This window comes from Mycolicibacter senuensis, from assembly GCF_003284925.1.
Classification (GTDB): Bacteria; Actinomycetota; Actinomycetes; order Mycobacteriales; family Mycobacteriaceae; genus Mycobacterium; species Mycobacterium algericum_A.
In genome coordinates this window covers 1-15,009 of the sequence record NZ_QMEX01000038.1, presented here as the reverse complement: position 1 = coordinate 15,009, position 15,009 = coordinate 1, and the positions used below count along the sequence as shown (strand labels likewise).

Annotated in this window: 14 protein-coding genes and 1 pseudogene; 8 read left to right on the top strand and 7 right to left on the bottom strand. The window is 65.2% G+C overall.

Translation table 11 applies throughout. The features are described 5' to 3' along the window. Positions 1–4: 4 nt before the first annotated feature. Complete coding sequence (locus tag DQP56_RS11375; protein WP_112685487.1) at positions 5–1,483, bottom strand: cytochrome P450; 1,479 nt, start codon at positions 1,481–1,483, stop codon at positions 5–7. 131 nt (positions 1,484–1,614) lie between these two features. Next, positions 1,615–3,090 carry a cytochrome P450 gene (locus DQP56_RS11370; protein ID WP_112685465.1) on the bottom strand — a complete coding sequence of 492 codons (1,476 nt, stop codon included), beginning with the start codon at positions 3,088–3,090 and terminating at the stop codon, positions 1,615–1,617. A gap of 141 nt (positions 3,091–3,231) precedes the next feature. Between DQP56_RS11370 and DQP56_RS11365 the strand changes: the two genes are divergently transcribed. The 6 genes from DQP56_RS11365 (at position 3,232) to nrdE (ending at position 8,651) form a co-directional block, all read left to right on the top strand. Then, positions 3,232–3,888 (top strand): TetR/AcrR family transcriptional regulator, encoded by a 657-nt coding sequence (locus tag DQP56_RS11365; protein WP_112685463.1) that lies wholly within the window; start codon positions 3,232–3,234, stop codon positions 3,886–3,888. Between the two features lie 46 nt (positions 3,889–3,934). Next, positions 3,935–4,807 carry an SDR family oxidoreductase gene (locus tag DQP56_RS11360; protein ID WP_112685461.1) on the top strand — a complete coding sequence of 291 codons (873 nt, stop codon included), beginning with the start codon at positions 3,935–3,937 and terminating at the stop codon, positions 4,805–4,807. Continuing rightward, complete coding sequence (locus tag DQP56_RS11355) at positions 4,804–5,352, top strand: NAD(P)H-dependent oxidoreductase (RefSeq protein WP_205868855.1); 549 nt, start codon at positions 4,804–4,806, stop codon at positions 5,350–5,352. The genes DQP56_RS11360 and DQP56_RS11355 overlap by 4 nt, the downstream gene beginning before the upstream one ends. 398 nt (positions 5,353–5,750) lie before the next feature. Further along, a complete protein-coding gene (locus DQP56_RS11350; RefSeq protein WP_112685457.1) occupies positions 5,751–5,990 on the top strand; it encodes a redoxin NrdH in 240 nt (79 codons plus the stop codon). 55 nt (positions 5,991–6,045) lie between these two features. Then, on the top strand, positions 6,046–6,513 hold the full coding sequence (gene nrdI, locus DQP56_RS11345; protein WP_013829717.1) for a class Ib ribonucleoside-diphosphate reductase assembly flavoprotein NrdI: 468 nt from the start codon (positions 6,046–6,048) through the stop codon (positions 6,511–6,513). Next, positions 6,480–8,651, top strand: coding sequence for a class 1b ribonucleoside-diphosphate reductase subunit alpha (gene nrdE / locus DQP56_RS11340; RefSeq protein WP_112685455.1), 2,172 nt, complete (start codon positions 6,480–6,482; stop codon positions 8,649–8,651). Before nrdI ends, nrdE begins: the two co-directional genes overlap by 34 nt. A 182-nt stretch (positions 8,652–8,833) precedes the next feature. On the opposite strand, the pseudogene DQP56_RS25860 reads toward nrdE, so the two are convergent. Further along, a pseudogene (locus DQP56_RS25860) lies at positions 8,834–9,174 on the bottom strand (DUF8548 family protein). A 196-nt stretch (positions 9,175–9,370) separates the two neighbouring features. On the opposite strand from DQP56_RS25860, the gene DQP56_RS11330 reads away from it, so the two are divergent. Continuing rightward, positions 9,371–10,150, top strand: a complete 780-nt coding sequence (locus DQP56_RS11330; protein WP_133258923.1) for an abortive infection family protein — start codon at positions 9,371–9,373, stop codon at positions 10,148–10,150. On the opposite strand, the gene DQP56_RS11325 is transcribed toward DQP56_RS11330, so the two are convergent. The 4 genes from DQP56_RS11325 to DQP56_RS11310 form a co-directional block, all read right to left on the bottom strand. Further along, the gene (locus tag DQP56_RS11325; RefSeq protein WP_112685451.1) at positions 10,140–11,102 is read right to left on the bottom strand and encodes a hypothetical protein; all 963 of its coding nucleotides are present in this window, start codon (positions 11,100–11,102) and stop codon (positions 10,140–10,142) included. The two genes, DQP56_RS11330 and DQP56_RS11325, sit on opposite strands and share 11 nt — an antisense overlap. Before the next feature lie 101 nt (positions 11,103–11,203). Beyond that, positions 11,204–12,604: a GPI anchored serine-threonine rich family protein gene (locus DQP56_RS11320; protein WP_112685449.1), complete on the bottom strand. Its 1,401-nt coding sequence runs from the start codon at positions 12,602–12,604 to the stop codon at positions 11,204–11,206. A gap of 71 nt (positions 12,605–12,675) precedes the next feature. After that, positions 12,676–13,203 carry a type II toxin-antitoxin system Phd/YefM family antitoxin gene (locus DQP56_RS11315; RefSeq protein ID WP_133258922.1) on the bottom strand — a complete coding sequence of 176 codons (528 nt, stop codon included), beginning with the start codon at positions 13,201–13,203 and terminating at the stop codon, positions 12,676–12,678. Between the two features lie 405 nt (positions 13,204–13,608). Then, a complete protein-coding gene (locus DQP56_RS11310) occupies positions 13,609–14,256 on the bottom strand; it encodes a TetR/AcrR family transcriptional regulator (protein ID WP_165824987.1) in 648 nt (215 codons plus the stop codon). 89 nt (positions 14,257–14,345) lie between these two features. On the opposite strand from DQP56_RS11310, the gene DQP56_RS11305 reads away from it, so the two are divergent. After that, on the top strand, positions 14,346–15,009 hold a 664-nt coding region (locus tag DQP56_RS11305), incomplete at its 3' end, for an FAD-dependent monooxygenase (protein WP_165824988.1).

Below are 15,009 nucleotides of genomic sequence, written 5' to 3'. Positions count from 1 at the left end.
CGGGCTAGAGCGGACGCAGTACGATCGGCATCCCGTCCATTGGAATCGGCATGCCGCCGTAGTCCCAGCGCGTCTGGTAGCCCGGGTGCGGCAACTCCAACCGATACCGTCGTAGCAGCCGGTGCAGGATCGCCTTGACTTCCAGGCGGCCGAACGTCATCCCGATGCACCTGTGCGCCCCGCCGCCGAACGGGTTGAACGCATACCGGTGCTGCTTGTGCTCATTACGCGGTTCGGTGAACCGCTCCGGGTCGAATTTCATTGGGTCCGTCCACAATTTGGGAAGACGGTGATTCACCCCGGGGTAGGCGATGACATTGGTGCCCTTGGGGATGTAGTAGCCCAGCAGGTCGGTGTCGCGGACCGTCTGGCGCATCGCCCACTGTACCGGCGTCACCAAGCGGATCGATTCGTCCATGACCAGATCGAGCGATTCCAGCTTCTCCAGCGATTCGATGTCGAGCGGTCCGTCGCCCAAGCGATCCGATTCGTCGCGGCAGCGCTGCTGCCATTCCGGATTGCCCGCGAGGTTATAGGCCATCGATGTGGCCGTCGACGTCGACGTGTCGTGGGCGGCCATCATCAAAAAGATCATGTGGTTGACGATGTCAGCGTCGGTGAACCGGTTGCCGTCCTCGTCCTCGGCGTAGCACAGCGCTGTGAGCAGGTCGTTGCCCTCCTTGCCGCGGTGCTCCCGGACCCGGGCGGTGAAGTAGCTCTCCAGCAGCTCACGCGCCTTGAGGCCACGCCACCAGGTGAAGGGCGGCACGCTGGTGCGGATCACTGCGTTGCCGGCGCGGGTCGTCGTGGTGAACGCCTTATTGACCTTTGTGACCAGTTCGCGATCGGTGCCGGGTTCGTGCCCCATGAACACCAGCGCGGCGATGTCGAGGGTGAGTTCCTTCATCGCGGGGTAGAGCAAAAAGCGCGGGTCGTTGCTGACCCAGTCGTTGGCGATCACCTGGGACGCGACCAAGTCGATCTGTTCGACGTAGCCGACGAGCCGGGGCCGAACGAACGCCTGCTGCATGATCCGCCGGTGGAACATGTGTTCCTCGAAATCCAGCAGCATCAAGCCGCGTTTGAAGAACGGCCCGATCACCGGAACCCAGCCCTGCTGCGAGTAGTCCTTGTCGCGGTTGGCGTAGATGACCTGCGTCGCATCGGGGCCCAGCGCCGCGACGGCGGGCAGCACGGGCGAATCCCCGAATAGCACCGGGCCGTGGGTGTGGTACATGCGCATCAGATAGTCCGGTCCGCCGCGCAGCATCTCGATCATGTGCCCGAGGATCGGTAGCCCGGCGTCGCCGAGGACCGGCTTGAGTCCACTGCCCGGGGGTGGCTCGGCGAGTTGCTTCTCGGGGAACTCCATGGCCAGCAGGCGCTTCTCCAGGGCCGCCATGCCCGGAAAGTTGTTGAACGACGGGGTGAACCGACGTTTGGCCTGGTCGATCAGGTAGCGCGGGGTGCTGATCGTGGTCACGGACACTCCTTTGGCAGGCCGCGGCAAGCAGTGACGGACGTCACTTGATCCCTAATACTTGGGTCAAGTTTGACGCCTGTCAACCGGGCGTGGTGCAGGGTCCGCGGTGCGCGCCGAGGTCGGTGAGTGAATCAGATCGGGCGCAACACGATCGGCATGCCGTCCATCGGCAGCGGCATGCCCGCGTAGTCCCACTTCGGTCGGTAGCCGGGCCGCGACAGCTCCAGCCGGTTGCGGCGCAGCAGCCGGTGCATGACGGTCTTGACTTCCAGCCGCCCGTAGACCATCCCGATGCACTTGTGCGCCCCGCCGCCGAACGGTGCGAACGCATAGCGGTGCTTCTTGTGCTCGGAGCGCGGCTCCAGGAACCGTTCGGGGTCGAACTGGCGTGGGTTGGTGTACAACTCGGGAAGCCAGTGGTTCATCCCCGGCCACAGCGTGATGTTGGTCCCGGCCGGAACGTAGTGCCCGAGCAACTCGGTGTCGCGCACGGCTTGGCGCATGTTGAACGGCAGCGGGGTGACCAGCCGCAGCGACTCGTCCATCACCAGGTCGAGGGTCTCCAGCTTCTCCAGCGCCTCGATGTCCAGCGGGCTGTCGCCGAGCCGCGCCGACTCTTCGCGCGCCCGTTCCTGCCATTCCGGGTTGGCCGCCAGGTGGTAGGCCATGGTGGTCAGCGTCGAGGTCGTGGTGTCGTGGGCGGCCATCATCAAGAAGATCATGTGGTTGACGATGTCGGCGTCGCTGAAGGTGTTGCCATCCTCGTCGGCGGTGTGGCACAACACCGTCAGCATGTCGGTGCCCTCAACGTTGCGGCGCTCGCGCACCCGCTGGGTGAAGTAGTCCTCGAGCACCTTGCGGCCCTGCAGACCCTGCCACCACTTGAACGGTGGCACCGCCGTGCGGATGATCGCGCCGCCGGCCCGGGTGGTCTGCTCGAAGGCGTGGTTGACCTTCGCCACGGTCTTCTGGTCGTCGCGCAGGTTCATGCCCATGAACACCACCGAGGCAACATCGAGCGTCAATTCCTTGACCGCCGGGTAGAACAGGAATCGGGGGTCGTTGGTGGGCCATTTCGCCACGAGCTCGCTGGCGACCCGATCCATGTCCTCGACGTAGCTGGCCAGCCGCGGGCGGGTGAACGCGCCCTGCATGATCCGCTTGTGCGCCAAGTGCTCCTCGAAGTCCAGCAGCATCAGCCCGCGGTTGAAGAACGGGCCGATCACCGGGATCCACCCGGTGGTGGAGTAGTCCTTGTTGCGGTTGGCGAAGACGGTCTCGGTGGCGTCGGGACCCAGCGCGACGACCGAGGACAGGATCGGCGATTCGGCGAAGTACACCGGACCGTGCTTACGGTAGATGTGCATCGCAAAGTCCGGGCCGCCCCGGAACATCTCGACGATGTGGCCCAACACCGGCAGCCCGGAGTCGCCGATGACCGGCTTGAGCCCGCTACCGGCCGGGGGCTCCGCCAGCGTCTTTTGCTTCCAGTCCACGGCGAGCAGCCGCTTCTCGAGGGCGCCCATCCCGGGGAGGGTGTTCAGCGTCGGGGTGAACCGGCGCCGGGCCTGGTCGAGGAGATACTGCGGGGTGGTCATGGTCGTCATCGGATGACTACCTCTCGTTCGCGGACGTCGGGTGCGCAGCGGCGATGGCGGTCTGTGGCGACCGTCACGCAACCACATCTTCAGATCAAAATTGACGGGTGTCAAGTTTGAATACGGCGCGGCGTGGTGCAAGGTGCAAGGGTGAGCACCGAGCATGACCCGGCCGGACCGACTCCCGACGGTCTGCCGCTGCGGCGGGGCGACAAGCAACGCCAGGCGATCGTGCAGGCGGTGCGGGAGTTACTGGAGGAAAAACCGTTCGCGGAGCTTTCCGTCAGCACCATCAGCGACCGGGCCGGGGTGGCACGGTCGGGCTTCTATTTCTACTTCGATTCCAAATACGCCGTACTGGCGCACATCCTCGCCGAGGCGAGCCAGGAACTCGAAGAACTGACCCAGTACTTCGCGCCGCGCGGCGCCGAAGAATCGCCGGCGGCATTCGCCCAACGCATGGTGGGCAGCGCGGCGGCGGTCTTTGCCCACAACGATCCGGTGATGTCGGCGTGCAACATGGCACGCAACAGCGACGCCGAGATCCGGGAACTGCTCGACGCCCAGATCGACGCGGTGATCCACCAGATCGTCGGCGTGGTCAACGACGAGATCGCCGCGGGCACTGCGGATCCGATCAGCGAAGATATCCCCGCCCTGGTGCGGACACTGGCTGCCACCACGGGCCACATGCTGTCCGGGGACACCGCGTTCCTGGGGGCCGACGGTGACGTGGGGCGCGGGGTACGGGTACTCGAGGCGCTGTGGCTCACCGCGCTGTGGGGCGGGCACGCCGCGCGGGGTTGAATCATCGGCCGCCGGTGCCGTGACCCGAACGGTAGGGTCTGCACCCATGACACGCGTGGCGCAGTACTACCGGGGCAAGCGGTGCTTCATTACCGGAGCAGCGAGCGGTATCGGCCGGGCCACCGCGTTACAGCTCGCCGAGGCCGGCGCCGAGCTGTATCTGACCGACCGCAACGCCGAAGGACTGGCCGAAACCGTCGCCGACGCGCGCGCCCTGGGAGCCCAGGTCCCAGAACACCGGGTGATCGACATCGCCGATTACGACGACGTCGCCGCGTTCGCCGCCGACATCCATTCCCGGCACGAGCCGATGGACGTCGTGATGAACATCGCGGGCGTGTCGGCCTGGGGGACCGTCGACCGGTTGACCCACGAGCAGTGGCGCAAGATGGTCGACATCAACCTGATGGGCCCCATCCACGTCATCGAGACGTTCCTGCCGCCGATGGTCGCCGCCGGCCGCGGCGGGCACCTGGTCAACGTGTCCTCGGCCGCCGGGCTGGTCGCGCTGCCCTGGCATGCCGCCTACAGCGCCAGCAAGTACGGGCTGCGCGGGGTGTCGGAAGTGCTGCGCTTCGACCTGGCCCGACACCGCATCGGGGTGTCGGTGGTGGTGCCCGGTGCGGTCAAGACGGGGCTGGTCAACACCGTCGAGATCGCCGGTGTCGACCGCGAGGATCCGCAGGTGGAGAAATGGGTGGGCCGGTTCGCCGGCCACGCTGTGTCGCCGGAGAAGGCGGCGGAGAAGATCCTGGCCGGGGTGGCCCGCAACCGCTACCTGGTCTACACCTCCGGTGACATCCGGGCGCTGTACGCGTTCAAGCGGCTGGCCTGGCTGCCCTACAGTGCGGCGATGCGCCAGGCCAACCGGGTGTTCACCCGGGCGCTGCTGCCCTCGCAAAAATCCGTGACGAAGTGAGCCGCGAGATCACGGTATTGGCGTTGGTCGGCAGCCTGCGCACGGCATCGGTCAACCGCCAGATCGCGCAGTTGGCGGCCGAGGCCGCCCCGGCCGGTGTCCGCGTGACGATCTGCGAGGGGCTCGGCGAGCTGCCGTTCTACAACGAGGACCTCGACACGCCGGCGACGGTGCCGGCCGGTGTGACCGCCCTGCGGGCGGTGGCCGCCGGCGCGGACGCGACCCTGGTGGTCACCCCGGAGTACAACGGCACCATCCCTGGCGTGCTCAAGAACGCCATCGACTGGCTGTCGCGCCCGTTCGGCGACGGTGCGCTCAAGGGAAAGCCGCTGGCGGTGATCGGTGCGGCGCTGGGCCGGTATGGCGGAGTGTGGGCCCACGACGAGACCCGCAAGTCCTTCGGCCTCGCCGGGCCGCGAGTAGTCGAGGAGATCAAGCTGTCGGTGCCGATAGGCACGCTGGAGGGAAAGCATCCCCGCGAGCACGCGCAGCTGGTTTCCGCCGTGCGTGATGTCGTAGCCAAACTGGCCGTCGAAGCGGGCTGAGCGCCGCCGGCGGGTCTTTGCTGGCAACCGGACGCGGGTCCGGTGTCGGGGCGGGGTTGTCGGTGGCCGGTGATAGATCTGTCGTCATGGGGCACCGCCGGAATTTTTGTGATGTGCGACACGCCGAGGCGGCGACGGCGCCAGCCTTACAACCTGCGAATTTCAAGAATGTTGTTCGGAACATCTTGTATGGCTTCTCAAGGCGACCCACTAGGTGTAGTGTTTGAAGCACCGCCAGACCCCGGATCATCGGGCTGACCGAACTGCGGCGAACGGCATCGATTCACTGCCCGGAGCTGCGGTGGAGGCCGGAGATCCAAGGCCTCGGCGGCCCGCTGAAAGTTGTACCTGATCCGTCATCCGTTCGTTGTCGATGATTCGCTGAGGAGTCTGCGCCCATGAGCATCACCGTCTACACCAAGCCCGCATGCGTGCAGTGCAACGCGACCTACAGGGCGCTGGACAACCAAGGCATCGCCTACGAGGTCGTGGACATCAGCCTCGACTCCGATGCGCGGGACTACGTGATGGCGCTGGGTTACCTGCAGGCCCCGGTCGTGGTCGCCGGCGACGAGCACTGGTCGGGTTTCCGGCCGGACCGCATCAAGGCGCTGGCGCAGACCGCGCTGAGCGCGTAAGCGGCCGCCGCATCGGGTACGGGTGGGGTCTGACTGAGAGCTGAAGGGGGTCGCCGTGTCTGCGGATGTCGAGTGCAGCCTGGTGTATTTCTCCTCGGTGTCGGAGAACACCCACCGCTTCGTGCAGAAGCTGCAGCTGCCGGCCATCCGGATTCCGCTGCACGGGCGCATCGAGGTGGACCACCCCTACGTGCTGGTGCTGCCGACCTACGGGGGCGGCCGCGGCACACCCAACATCACCGATGACACCGCCGGCGGCTACGTACCCAAGCAGGTCATCGCCTTTTTGAACAACGAACACAACCGGAACCTGCTGCGCGGCGTGATCGCCGCCGGCAACACCAACTTCGGTGCGGAGTTCTGCTACGCGGGCGACGTGGTCGCCCGCAAGTGCGGGGTGCCGTACCTGTACCGATTCGAATTGATGGGAACCGACGAGGACGTGAAAGCCGTCCGCGCGGGCTTAGCCGATTTCTGGAAGGACGAGGCATGCCACCTACCGCTGCAACTGCAGAGCAGGTAACAGCAACCACCCGCAGCGCTCCGGTGGGCGAGCTGGACTTCCATGCGCTCAACGCGATGCTCAACCTGTACGACGCCGACGGCAAGATCCAGTTCGACAAGGATGTGCTGGCGGCCCGTCAGTACTTCCTGGAGCACGTCAACCAGAACACGGTGTTCTTCCACAATCAGGACGAGAAGCTCGACTACCTGATCCAGAAGGACTACTACGAGCGCGAGGTGCTCGACCAGTACTCACGCAACTTCGTCAAGTCGCTGCTGGATCGTGCCTACGCCAAGAAGTTCCGGTTCCCGACCTTTTTGGGCGCATTCAAGTACTACACCTCCTACACGCTGAAGACCTTCGACGGCAAGCGCTATCTGGAACGGTTCGAGGACCGGGTGTGCATGGTGGCGCTGACGCTGGCCGCCGGCGACACCAAGCTGGCGGAGCAACTGGTCGACGAGATCATCGACGGCCGCTTCCAGCCGGCCACCCCGACGTTCCTGAACTCCGGTAAGAAGCAGCGCGGCGAGGCGGTCAGCTGCTTCCTGTTGCGCATCGAGGACAACATGGAGTCGATCGGTCGCTCGATCAACTCCGCGCTGCAGCTGTCCAAGCGCGGCGGGGGAGTGGCCTTGCTGCTGACCAACATCCGTGAGCACGGCGCCCCGATCAAGAACATCGAGAATCAGTCCTCCGGCGTCATCCCGATCATGAAGCTGCTGGAGGACTCGTTCTCCTACGCCAACCAGCTCGGCGCCCGTCAGGGTGCCGGGGCGGTCTACCTGCACGCCCACCACCCCGACATCTACCGGTTCCTGGACACCAAGCGGGAGAACGCCGACGAAAAGATCCGGATCAAGACGCTGAGCCTGGGCGTGGTGATCCCCGACATCACCTTCGAGCTGGCCAAGAAGAACGAGGACATGTACCTGTTCTCGCCGTATGACGTCGAACGGGTCTACGGCGTCCCCTTCGCCGACATCTCGGTCAGCGAGAAGTACTACGAGATGGTCGACAACTCGGCCATCCGCAAGACCAAGATCAAGGCACGCGAGTTCTTCCAGACCGTGGCCGAGCTGCAGTTCGAGTCCGGCTACCCGTACGTGATGTTCGAAGACACCGTCAACCGGGCCAATCCGATCGACGGCAAGATCACCCACTCGAACCTGTGCTCGGAGATCCTGCAGGTCTCCACCGCGTCGGAGTACAACGACGACTTGAGCTACGCCAAAGTGGGCAAGGATATCTCCTGCAACCTGGGCTCGCTCAACATCGCCAAGGCAATGGACTCGCCGGACTTCGGTCAGACCATCGAGGTCGCCATCCGGGCGCTGACCGCGGTGTCGGACCAGACCCACATCTGGTCGGTGCCCTCGATCGAACACGGCAACAACGAGTCACACGCCATCGGGTTGGGCCAGATGAACCTGCACGGCTACCTGGCCCGGGAGCACATCCACTACGGCTCCGAAGAGGGCATCGACTTCACCAACATCTACTTCTACACCGTGCTGTATCACGCGCTGCGGGCATCGAATCGTCTTGCGCTGGAACGCGGTCAGGCGTTCAAGGGATTCGAGAAGTCGAAGTACGCCACCGGGGAGTTCTTCGAAAAGTACATCGAGCAGGTGTGGGAGCCGAAAACGGGCACTGTTCGGCAGTTGTTTTCCCAAGCCGGCATCCGGATCCCGGACCAAAGCGATTGGCAGCGACTGAAGGAATCGGTGCAGGCTCACGGGATCTACAACCAGAACCTGCAAGCGGTTCCGCCGACCGGGTCGATCTCCTACATCAACCACTCGACGTCGTCGATCCACCCCATCGTGTCGAAGATCGAGATCCGCAAGGAAGGCAAGATCGGCCGGGTCTACTACCCGGCGCCGTATATGACCAACGACAACCTGGAGTACTACCAGGACGCCTACGAGATCGGCTACGAGAAGATCATCGACACCTACGCGGCGGCCACCCAGCACGTGGACCAGGGGCTGAGCCTGACGCTGTTCTTCAAGGACACCGCCACCACCCGCGACGTGAACCGCGCGCAGATCTACGCCTGGCGCAAGGGAATCAAGACGCTGTACTACATCCGGCTGCGGCAGATGGCGCTGGAGGGCACTGAGGTGGAGGGTTGCGTCAGCTGCATGCTATAGGTGTGCTGTAGCTAACTCGCTGGCCAGGGGAAACAACCCCTGGCCAGCGTTTTTGTTCCAGTGGTGCGATCGGTAAGAATGGGCACTCGGTAGGGCACGTGGAGGGCACGGCTTAGGGCACAAGGGCACGATGGAGGCGTAGGTGGGCGAAGCGAAGGGCACGCGGATCAGGGCGCGGCAGTTCAGCACGATCCGCAAGCTGCGGCGCGCACGCCCAACGCGTCGGCCACGAAGCGGCAGATCATCCGATCGGGCTTCACCCCCGGGACGCCCGTGAGCATCAATACATACCGCCACGTGATCCCGGAGCGCTGACCTCTCACCGCGCACCACGCATTCCGGACTGCTCCAGCCGGGATTCGTCGACGGCGACTGCGCGAAGGTCTGTGGTGGTGGCGAGCCCCTCGGCGGCGAGCACGCGGGCCGCGTCCCGGATCGCCTCCGACTTCAGGATCCCGCCGCGGGCGAGCACGTTCCGCACGCTGGTGTAGTAGACGCCCGTGGCCTGCACGCTGTCGACCATGCAGAGCGCGAGTCCGTCTAGGCGCTTTCGAGCCGCGGAACTGCTCGCACGCGCCGACGAGGACGCGGAGTTGGGTGTCGGTGTGGGGCACGCGCGTGATCGTCGCACGGTGGGAAACAACGCGAGCAGCTATTTGCCCGCGAGCCCCCGACCGAACGCGGCCGTGACTGTCCGGCTGCGGCGATACGCTCCCGGCATGGCGACCGGCGGAGGTGAGCGTGGCGTGGGCCTTTCACGGCAGGAAGTGATGAAGGTCGTCAACCGCTACATCGGTGTGAACGGCGGCTACCTCGGTGACTTCAGTTACCGGACGCACGCGGACTTCTACCCGGAGTACTGCGATCTCGACATCGACCCATACACCTTCGAGGGCACCACGCGGGAACGGTTCATCGAGATCCTGTCGACTCGGCCGCCCCGCGAACAGGCGAAGATCCTGCGCGGCGTGCTCGACAGGTTCGGCGACGATGACGATCATTCGAACCGCTCGCAGCTCCGGCCGGAACTGGAAGGGTGGATCGCCCGTCTTGAAGGCGCGCCCGCCGTCTCCCTGGAGACCCCGAAGCAGACCCGGGACGTAGTAGTCCGGGCACTCGCTGACGCTGACGAACTGATCCGTATCAACGGGGCTACGAGCGCGGTTGACCGGATTCACACGGCGCTGCACGGTCACGTGTTGGCTCTATGCGAGGCCACTGGTCTGACAGTCGATCGTGAGACCACCATGAACCGCGCGCTGAAGCTGTTACGGCAGAACCATTTATCGCTAGCCGCGAGCGGTCCCCGCGCCGACGACATCACGCGCATCCTCGGAGCCCTGGCTACCGTCCTAGATTCCCTGAACCCGATCCGAAACAACGCGAGCGTGGCCCACCCGAACACCGAACTCCTCGACGATGCCGACGCGCACCTGGCGATCAACGCGGCGCGCACGGTCTTCGCCTTCCTCGATTCGAAGCTCGGCGCTACGAGTTGAACAATTCTGTGGACCACGCCGTGACCGTCGGCTCGAATCGCTCCGGAAGGTAGGAGTCCTCAGGCCGCGCGTCGCCGGGTGCTCGGGACGCGGCCTCGAACAGGCACACCGCGCACTCGGCCATGTTCAGCGTCACGGCGAGCGCGTCAGCGACCATGGGGAACACCGTGCCGCCGCGGGAGTAGTCCGCCATCCACTTGTAACCGTGGATGAAGCTGGACCCGTAGGAGTAGAACTGCCGCGCGCTGCTCTCCATGCCGTTGTTGGCGATCTCGCCGGTGTCGTGCGCCGGCACGTGGGAGTCGACCCACTGCGCTGAGCACCTGATCAACTGTGTGAAAGGCGGCGTCTTCTTGAAGGTGTACGCGTCCTTCGCCTCGTTGAACATCTTGTTGTACTTGCGGCGGTGCTCGGCGTTCTCGACCAACATCTTCTGCGGGTAGCGGGAGGGCCGGGCGGTCTCGTCCTGCTCGCCGATCACCAGGTATCTGCGTCGCTGCTCGAGCTGTTCCATCTCCTCGTCGAGGCAGTGATCTCGCCGCACGGCGCGGTCCGGGTCGCCCAGCAGCCAGATGGTCAGCGCCGCGCACTCCATCGCGACGCGGCACAGCTGGAGGATTTCCGTGATGTGCAGCTGCCGGTGGGACTTGCGGCGGGCGACCAGGATCCCGACGGTGTGCAGGCTCTCTGCGGCGCTCATCACGGGGAACAGCGCGTGCTCAGTGACGGCCTGAGGTCCGGCCAAGGTGAGCGGGTACGCCTCGGCGAAGGCGGCATCGTCGGCCGCGAGGGCACCGCCCGGCTCGGCGGTGCGCGGATGCAGTCCCCACTGGAACAGCTCGCCGGCGCGTTTCCCGCGCTCGTCGATCCGGGTGAGGACGCCGTTGTTGGCGACGTTGAAAAAGGCCTCGGCTTGGTCAGCGGTCAGCCCACCCATGTTCGGGATGCTCATGGAGCAACGGTAGGCAACGGGTACGATATCCAGGTGTCCACGCGGCGGGTCGCCCCCAATGCAAACGCGCCCCAGCATGTGCCGGATCACCAGATGAACAGCTACCCCGGAGGCTCGGCGTCGTAGAAGTCGTCGATGGTCCACGGTTCCGCCGCGATCACCACCTGGTCGGTCTTCGTGCGGGTTCCGCGGCGGTCCATTGCGCGCGCGATCATCTCCACGGGGACCTGGTCCGGCGCGCTGGGGCCGGCGACGACAGTGATGCTGTAGCCGTCGCCTTCCTGATGGGGCCTGAGGTCACCGACGTCCCACGTGACCTCGAAGACGTCGCCCTTGTCGACGACGGACCCGGCGTGCGGATAGAAGTCGAGGGCCGGTGATCGATAACTGCTGGCGAGGGCCGTGGTCCTGATCTGGTCGAGAGGGTCCGGCCACTTCGGCCGCCGCGGGAGGTCGTCGACACTCGGGGGCGACGTGTAGACCAGCAGGCCACTCTTCGGGATGCGCACGGTCAGCTGCACGCCGGACATGGGGTCGTCGGTCTCGTTACCCACGGTGAACTGCACCGTGTTGAGGTCGTCGTCCTGGACGATGGCGCGGACGACGTTGTCGAGCAGAAGGCGGCGCATCTTCCCCAGGTAGTCCTTCACCCGGTCCTCAAACTCCTTGGCGTCCTTGGGGTCGGCGTACCTACGCATTCCCAGCGGGCCGGCGTAGTCGCTCAGTGCGCCAACGGTGTAGTCGGTAGCCCACCGCGGGCGAGCCGGATTGGGTTGCGGCTTGGGCCGTGGGGGTGGGCGGTCCGGGGGCTTGCCGCTGTTGGCGCGGATGAACGACTCGCGGCGGCGCACCCAGTCCTCGAGTTGCTCCTGCTCGACGCTGATCCGGGTGATCGACTGCGCGGTGCATCCGAGAGCCAAATCCATCTCCGGCCGTTGCCCGCCCTGCACCAGGCGCCTGCTGAGCATGTCGATCTCACCGGTGCCAGCCGGTTCGGTGTGAGCCGTACCGCGGTGAAACACCGTTCCGGCAGCCGCGCTGTACTTCGCGCCGTCGTTGTAGGTCTTCTGCAAGGTGTGGATCGGGTCACCGGCCCGCGGAGCCTCCACCACGATCACCAAGACGGTGACGTCATCGAATAAGACGTAGAACGGTGTCCACCGTGCTCCGTTCACGTAGGTCTTGACCGCCTGCCCGAGCTCGGCGTGATCGACGGTGCCAACGCCGGCGGCGGCTCCCGGCTCCACACCCACCACCATGTAGGCGGCGCCCTCGCAGGCGAGCTTCGCCTGCTCGACGGAGCGGTTAGCGAACCCGAGGATCGCCTTGGCAGCGGCGAACTTGCCCGCCGCCTTAGTGAGGTCGAGCCCGTTCTTCCACTCCAGCCAGTTCCTCTCCTGCGTGCCCGAGGGAGAACTGTGGATCGCCCCGACCAGCATCCGCAGCTCGTCGTCGGTACGCATCGCCCGGGTGGTGTCGATGTCGCTCAGCGTGATGGCCACGAATCGAGCGTATTGCGCGGTGGCGACACATCGTGTGCGGACGCGCGGTGGTGCGCCTGCACGCTGCGGGCCTACCGACGCCGAGCCTGAGCTCCGCGAGTCACACAACGCAGCGGCTGCGTCGTCTCCCGCAGCCCGAACTCCGCCTGCACGGCGGTGAGGCGGGCGTAGACGTGCTGCCGCAACTCCGGCGACATCTCGGACTCGAAGTGCAGCAACGCCCGTAGGACGCCGTCCTCGTGGCCGGCCTCGGTCTTGGTGCGGGAGGGTTCCGCGTCGGCGACCTGGTGAACGGCGTGGCGGAGGTCCTCGATCCTGTCGAGCGTCACCTCGTCGCGTTTGGCGGCGGCCTCCGCGATAGACAAACCGGCCTCCTTGTCGCGGAGTGCGTTGCCGTAGTGGCAGTCGGCACTGCGGAGCAAGGTGAGGATCTCGTCCCGGTAGGGCGCAGTGTCCTCCAATGCGACGAGTGCAGCCACCGGCTTCCCGTCACGCACGATGACGATCTGCGCGCCGGTCTCGGCGACATGGTCGATCGCGGCGTCGAGGTCGTCGGCAAGTTCGGAGGTAGTCATGCGCGCGCTCTCGGCCGAGGTCATGAGGAGACCGTAGCCGCAACGGGCGACGTCGCTGATCAGAACGGACCCGTCACCGACGAGCGATTTCATTCCCGCAGTCAGCGGGTCGGTGGCCTGGGGAAATAGCTCGAGTTGTTCGGGGTTCCCGCACGGGTCGGAGGTAGACGCCGAGTCTGTGTGGACGCGCCGCGCACCCCACCGCAGCGGGCGAGCCGCATTGTTTCCGCCGCATGGTGCTTCCCGCAGTGAACGCCGGCGGGCAGCCGCCGGAGCTCGCACTCGATGTGGTCGAACGGACCCGGCTGGCAACCGTCGACAGCCAGTCTGAGGGGACGAGGAGGGCCTGGGGGTGTTGCTGGACAGGACGTTGTTGACGAGCGGGGTGACACATCTCGGCCGCGGGATTGTCGGGCGAATGTTCAGAAGTCAGTCTGACCGGGCGGGGGCGGATCGCGTGAGTCCCGTGAGGATCATGTCGAGTCCAGTGTTGAATCGTTGGTCTCGGTCTCCAGTCAGAAGTGCGATGAGGTCGTCAGCTCCGGCGGGCCGGGGGTGAGCGCTGTCGGCGATCTGCTGTACAAGCGAATCCCATTCGTTACTGGTTTTAAGTTCGAGGAAAGACTGCTCGTCAACTACGAATCCTGTTGTGTAGGAACGTAGCAGTGCCGCGAGCTGTCCTGCGCTGCGTTCGGGCTTGGTGACCGCTTGCAGGAGAGTCATCAACGTTGTCGACAGGGCGAGAGTTGCTGTCAGGGGCGCATATGAGCCGGCGATGATCCGTCCGCCGTCACGGAAGCTCAGCATCGCGTGGCGCATCCGCTCGCAGCAGGTCTTTACTTGCTCGACCGATGCAGCCGTTGGGTCGATATCCGACAGATCGATGGTGGCATAGATCGCGTCAGCCATCGCGCGCTGTAGGTCTTTGCGGTCTTGAAAGTGCTTGTAGAGCGCACCTGGGGTGACCTCCGCAGCGGCAGCCAATCGGCGCATCGTTAGCGCATCCAGTCCATTGTCGGCAACGTATTCGTGCGCGATCGTCACCAGCGTGTCCCGAGTTAATCCACGTTTGACCATCGCAGACCAGCCTAGAGCTGGCGTGGTTGACATCGCAGTCATGGCGCCCCTAACTTGCTGTGGTGAACAATGTTTACCACAGGGGTGTGATGGAAGACTATGAGGTGCTGATCGTCGGCGCGGGCCCGACAGGCCTGATGTTGGCTGGCGAATTGGCGTTGGCGGGGGTCGACGTCGCGGTGGTCGAGCGCCGCACCGACCGCGATCTGGTGGGCTCGCGCGCCGGCGGCATGACGTCGCGCACGATCGAAGTTCTTGATCAGCGCGGCATTGCCGAGCGGTTCCTGGCCGAAGGCGTCACCGGTCAGCTCAGCCACTACTCGGGGCTGTACGTCGATGTCTCCGAGCTACCGACCAGGCACAATTACGGGCTCGCGTTGCTGCAGTACCGCATCGAAAGGATCCTTGCGGAGTGGGTCGCGGAGCTGGGTGTACCGATTCGCTACGGCTGTGAAGTGGCAGGCTTCATCCAAGACGAGTCTGGTGTCGAGGCCACGGCGTCAGATGACACGATTCTGCGGAGCGCATACCTGGTGGGGTGCGACGGTGGACGCAGTGTCGTCCGCAAGACAGCCGGTATCGACTTCCCGGGATGGGATCCCTCGACCAGTTGTCTGGTCGCCGATGTCGACATGGTCGAAGAGCCGCCGTGGGGTATGCATCGCCAGGGTGGGTTCCATTCGTTCTTCAAGTTCGATGGCGAAGAGACCGTTCGCGTGATGGTGACCGAACCGCAGGTCGGAAACACCTCTA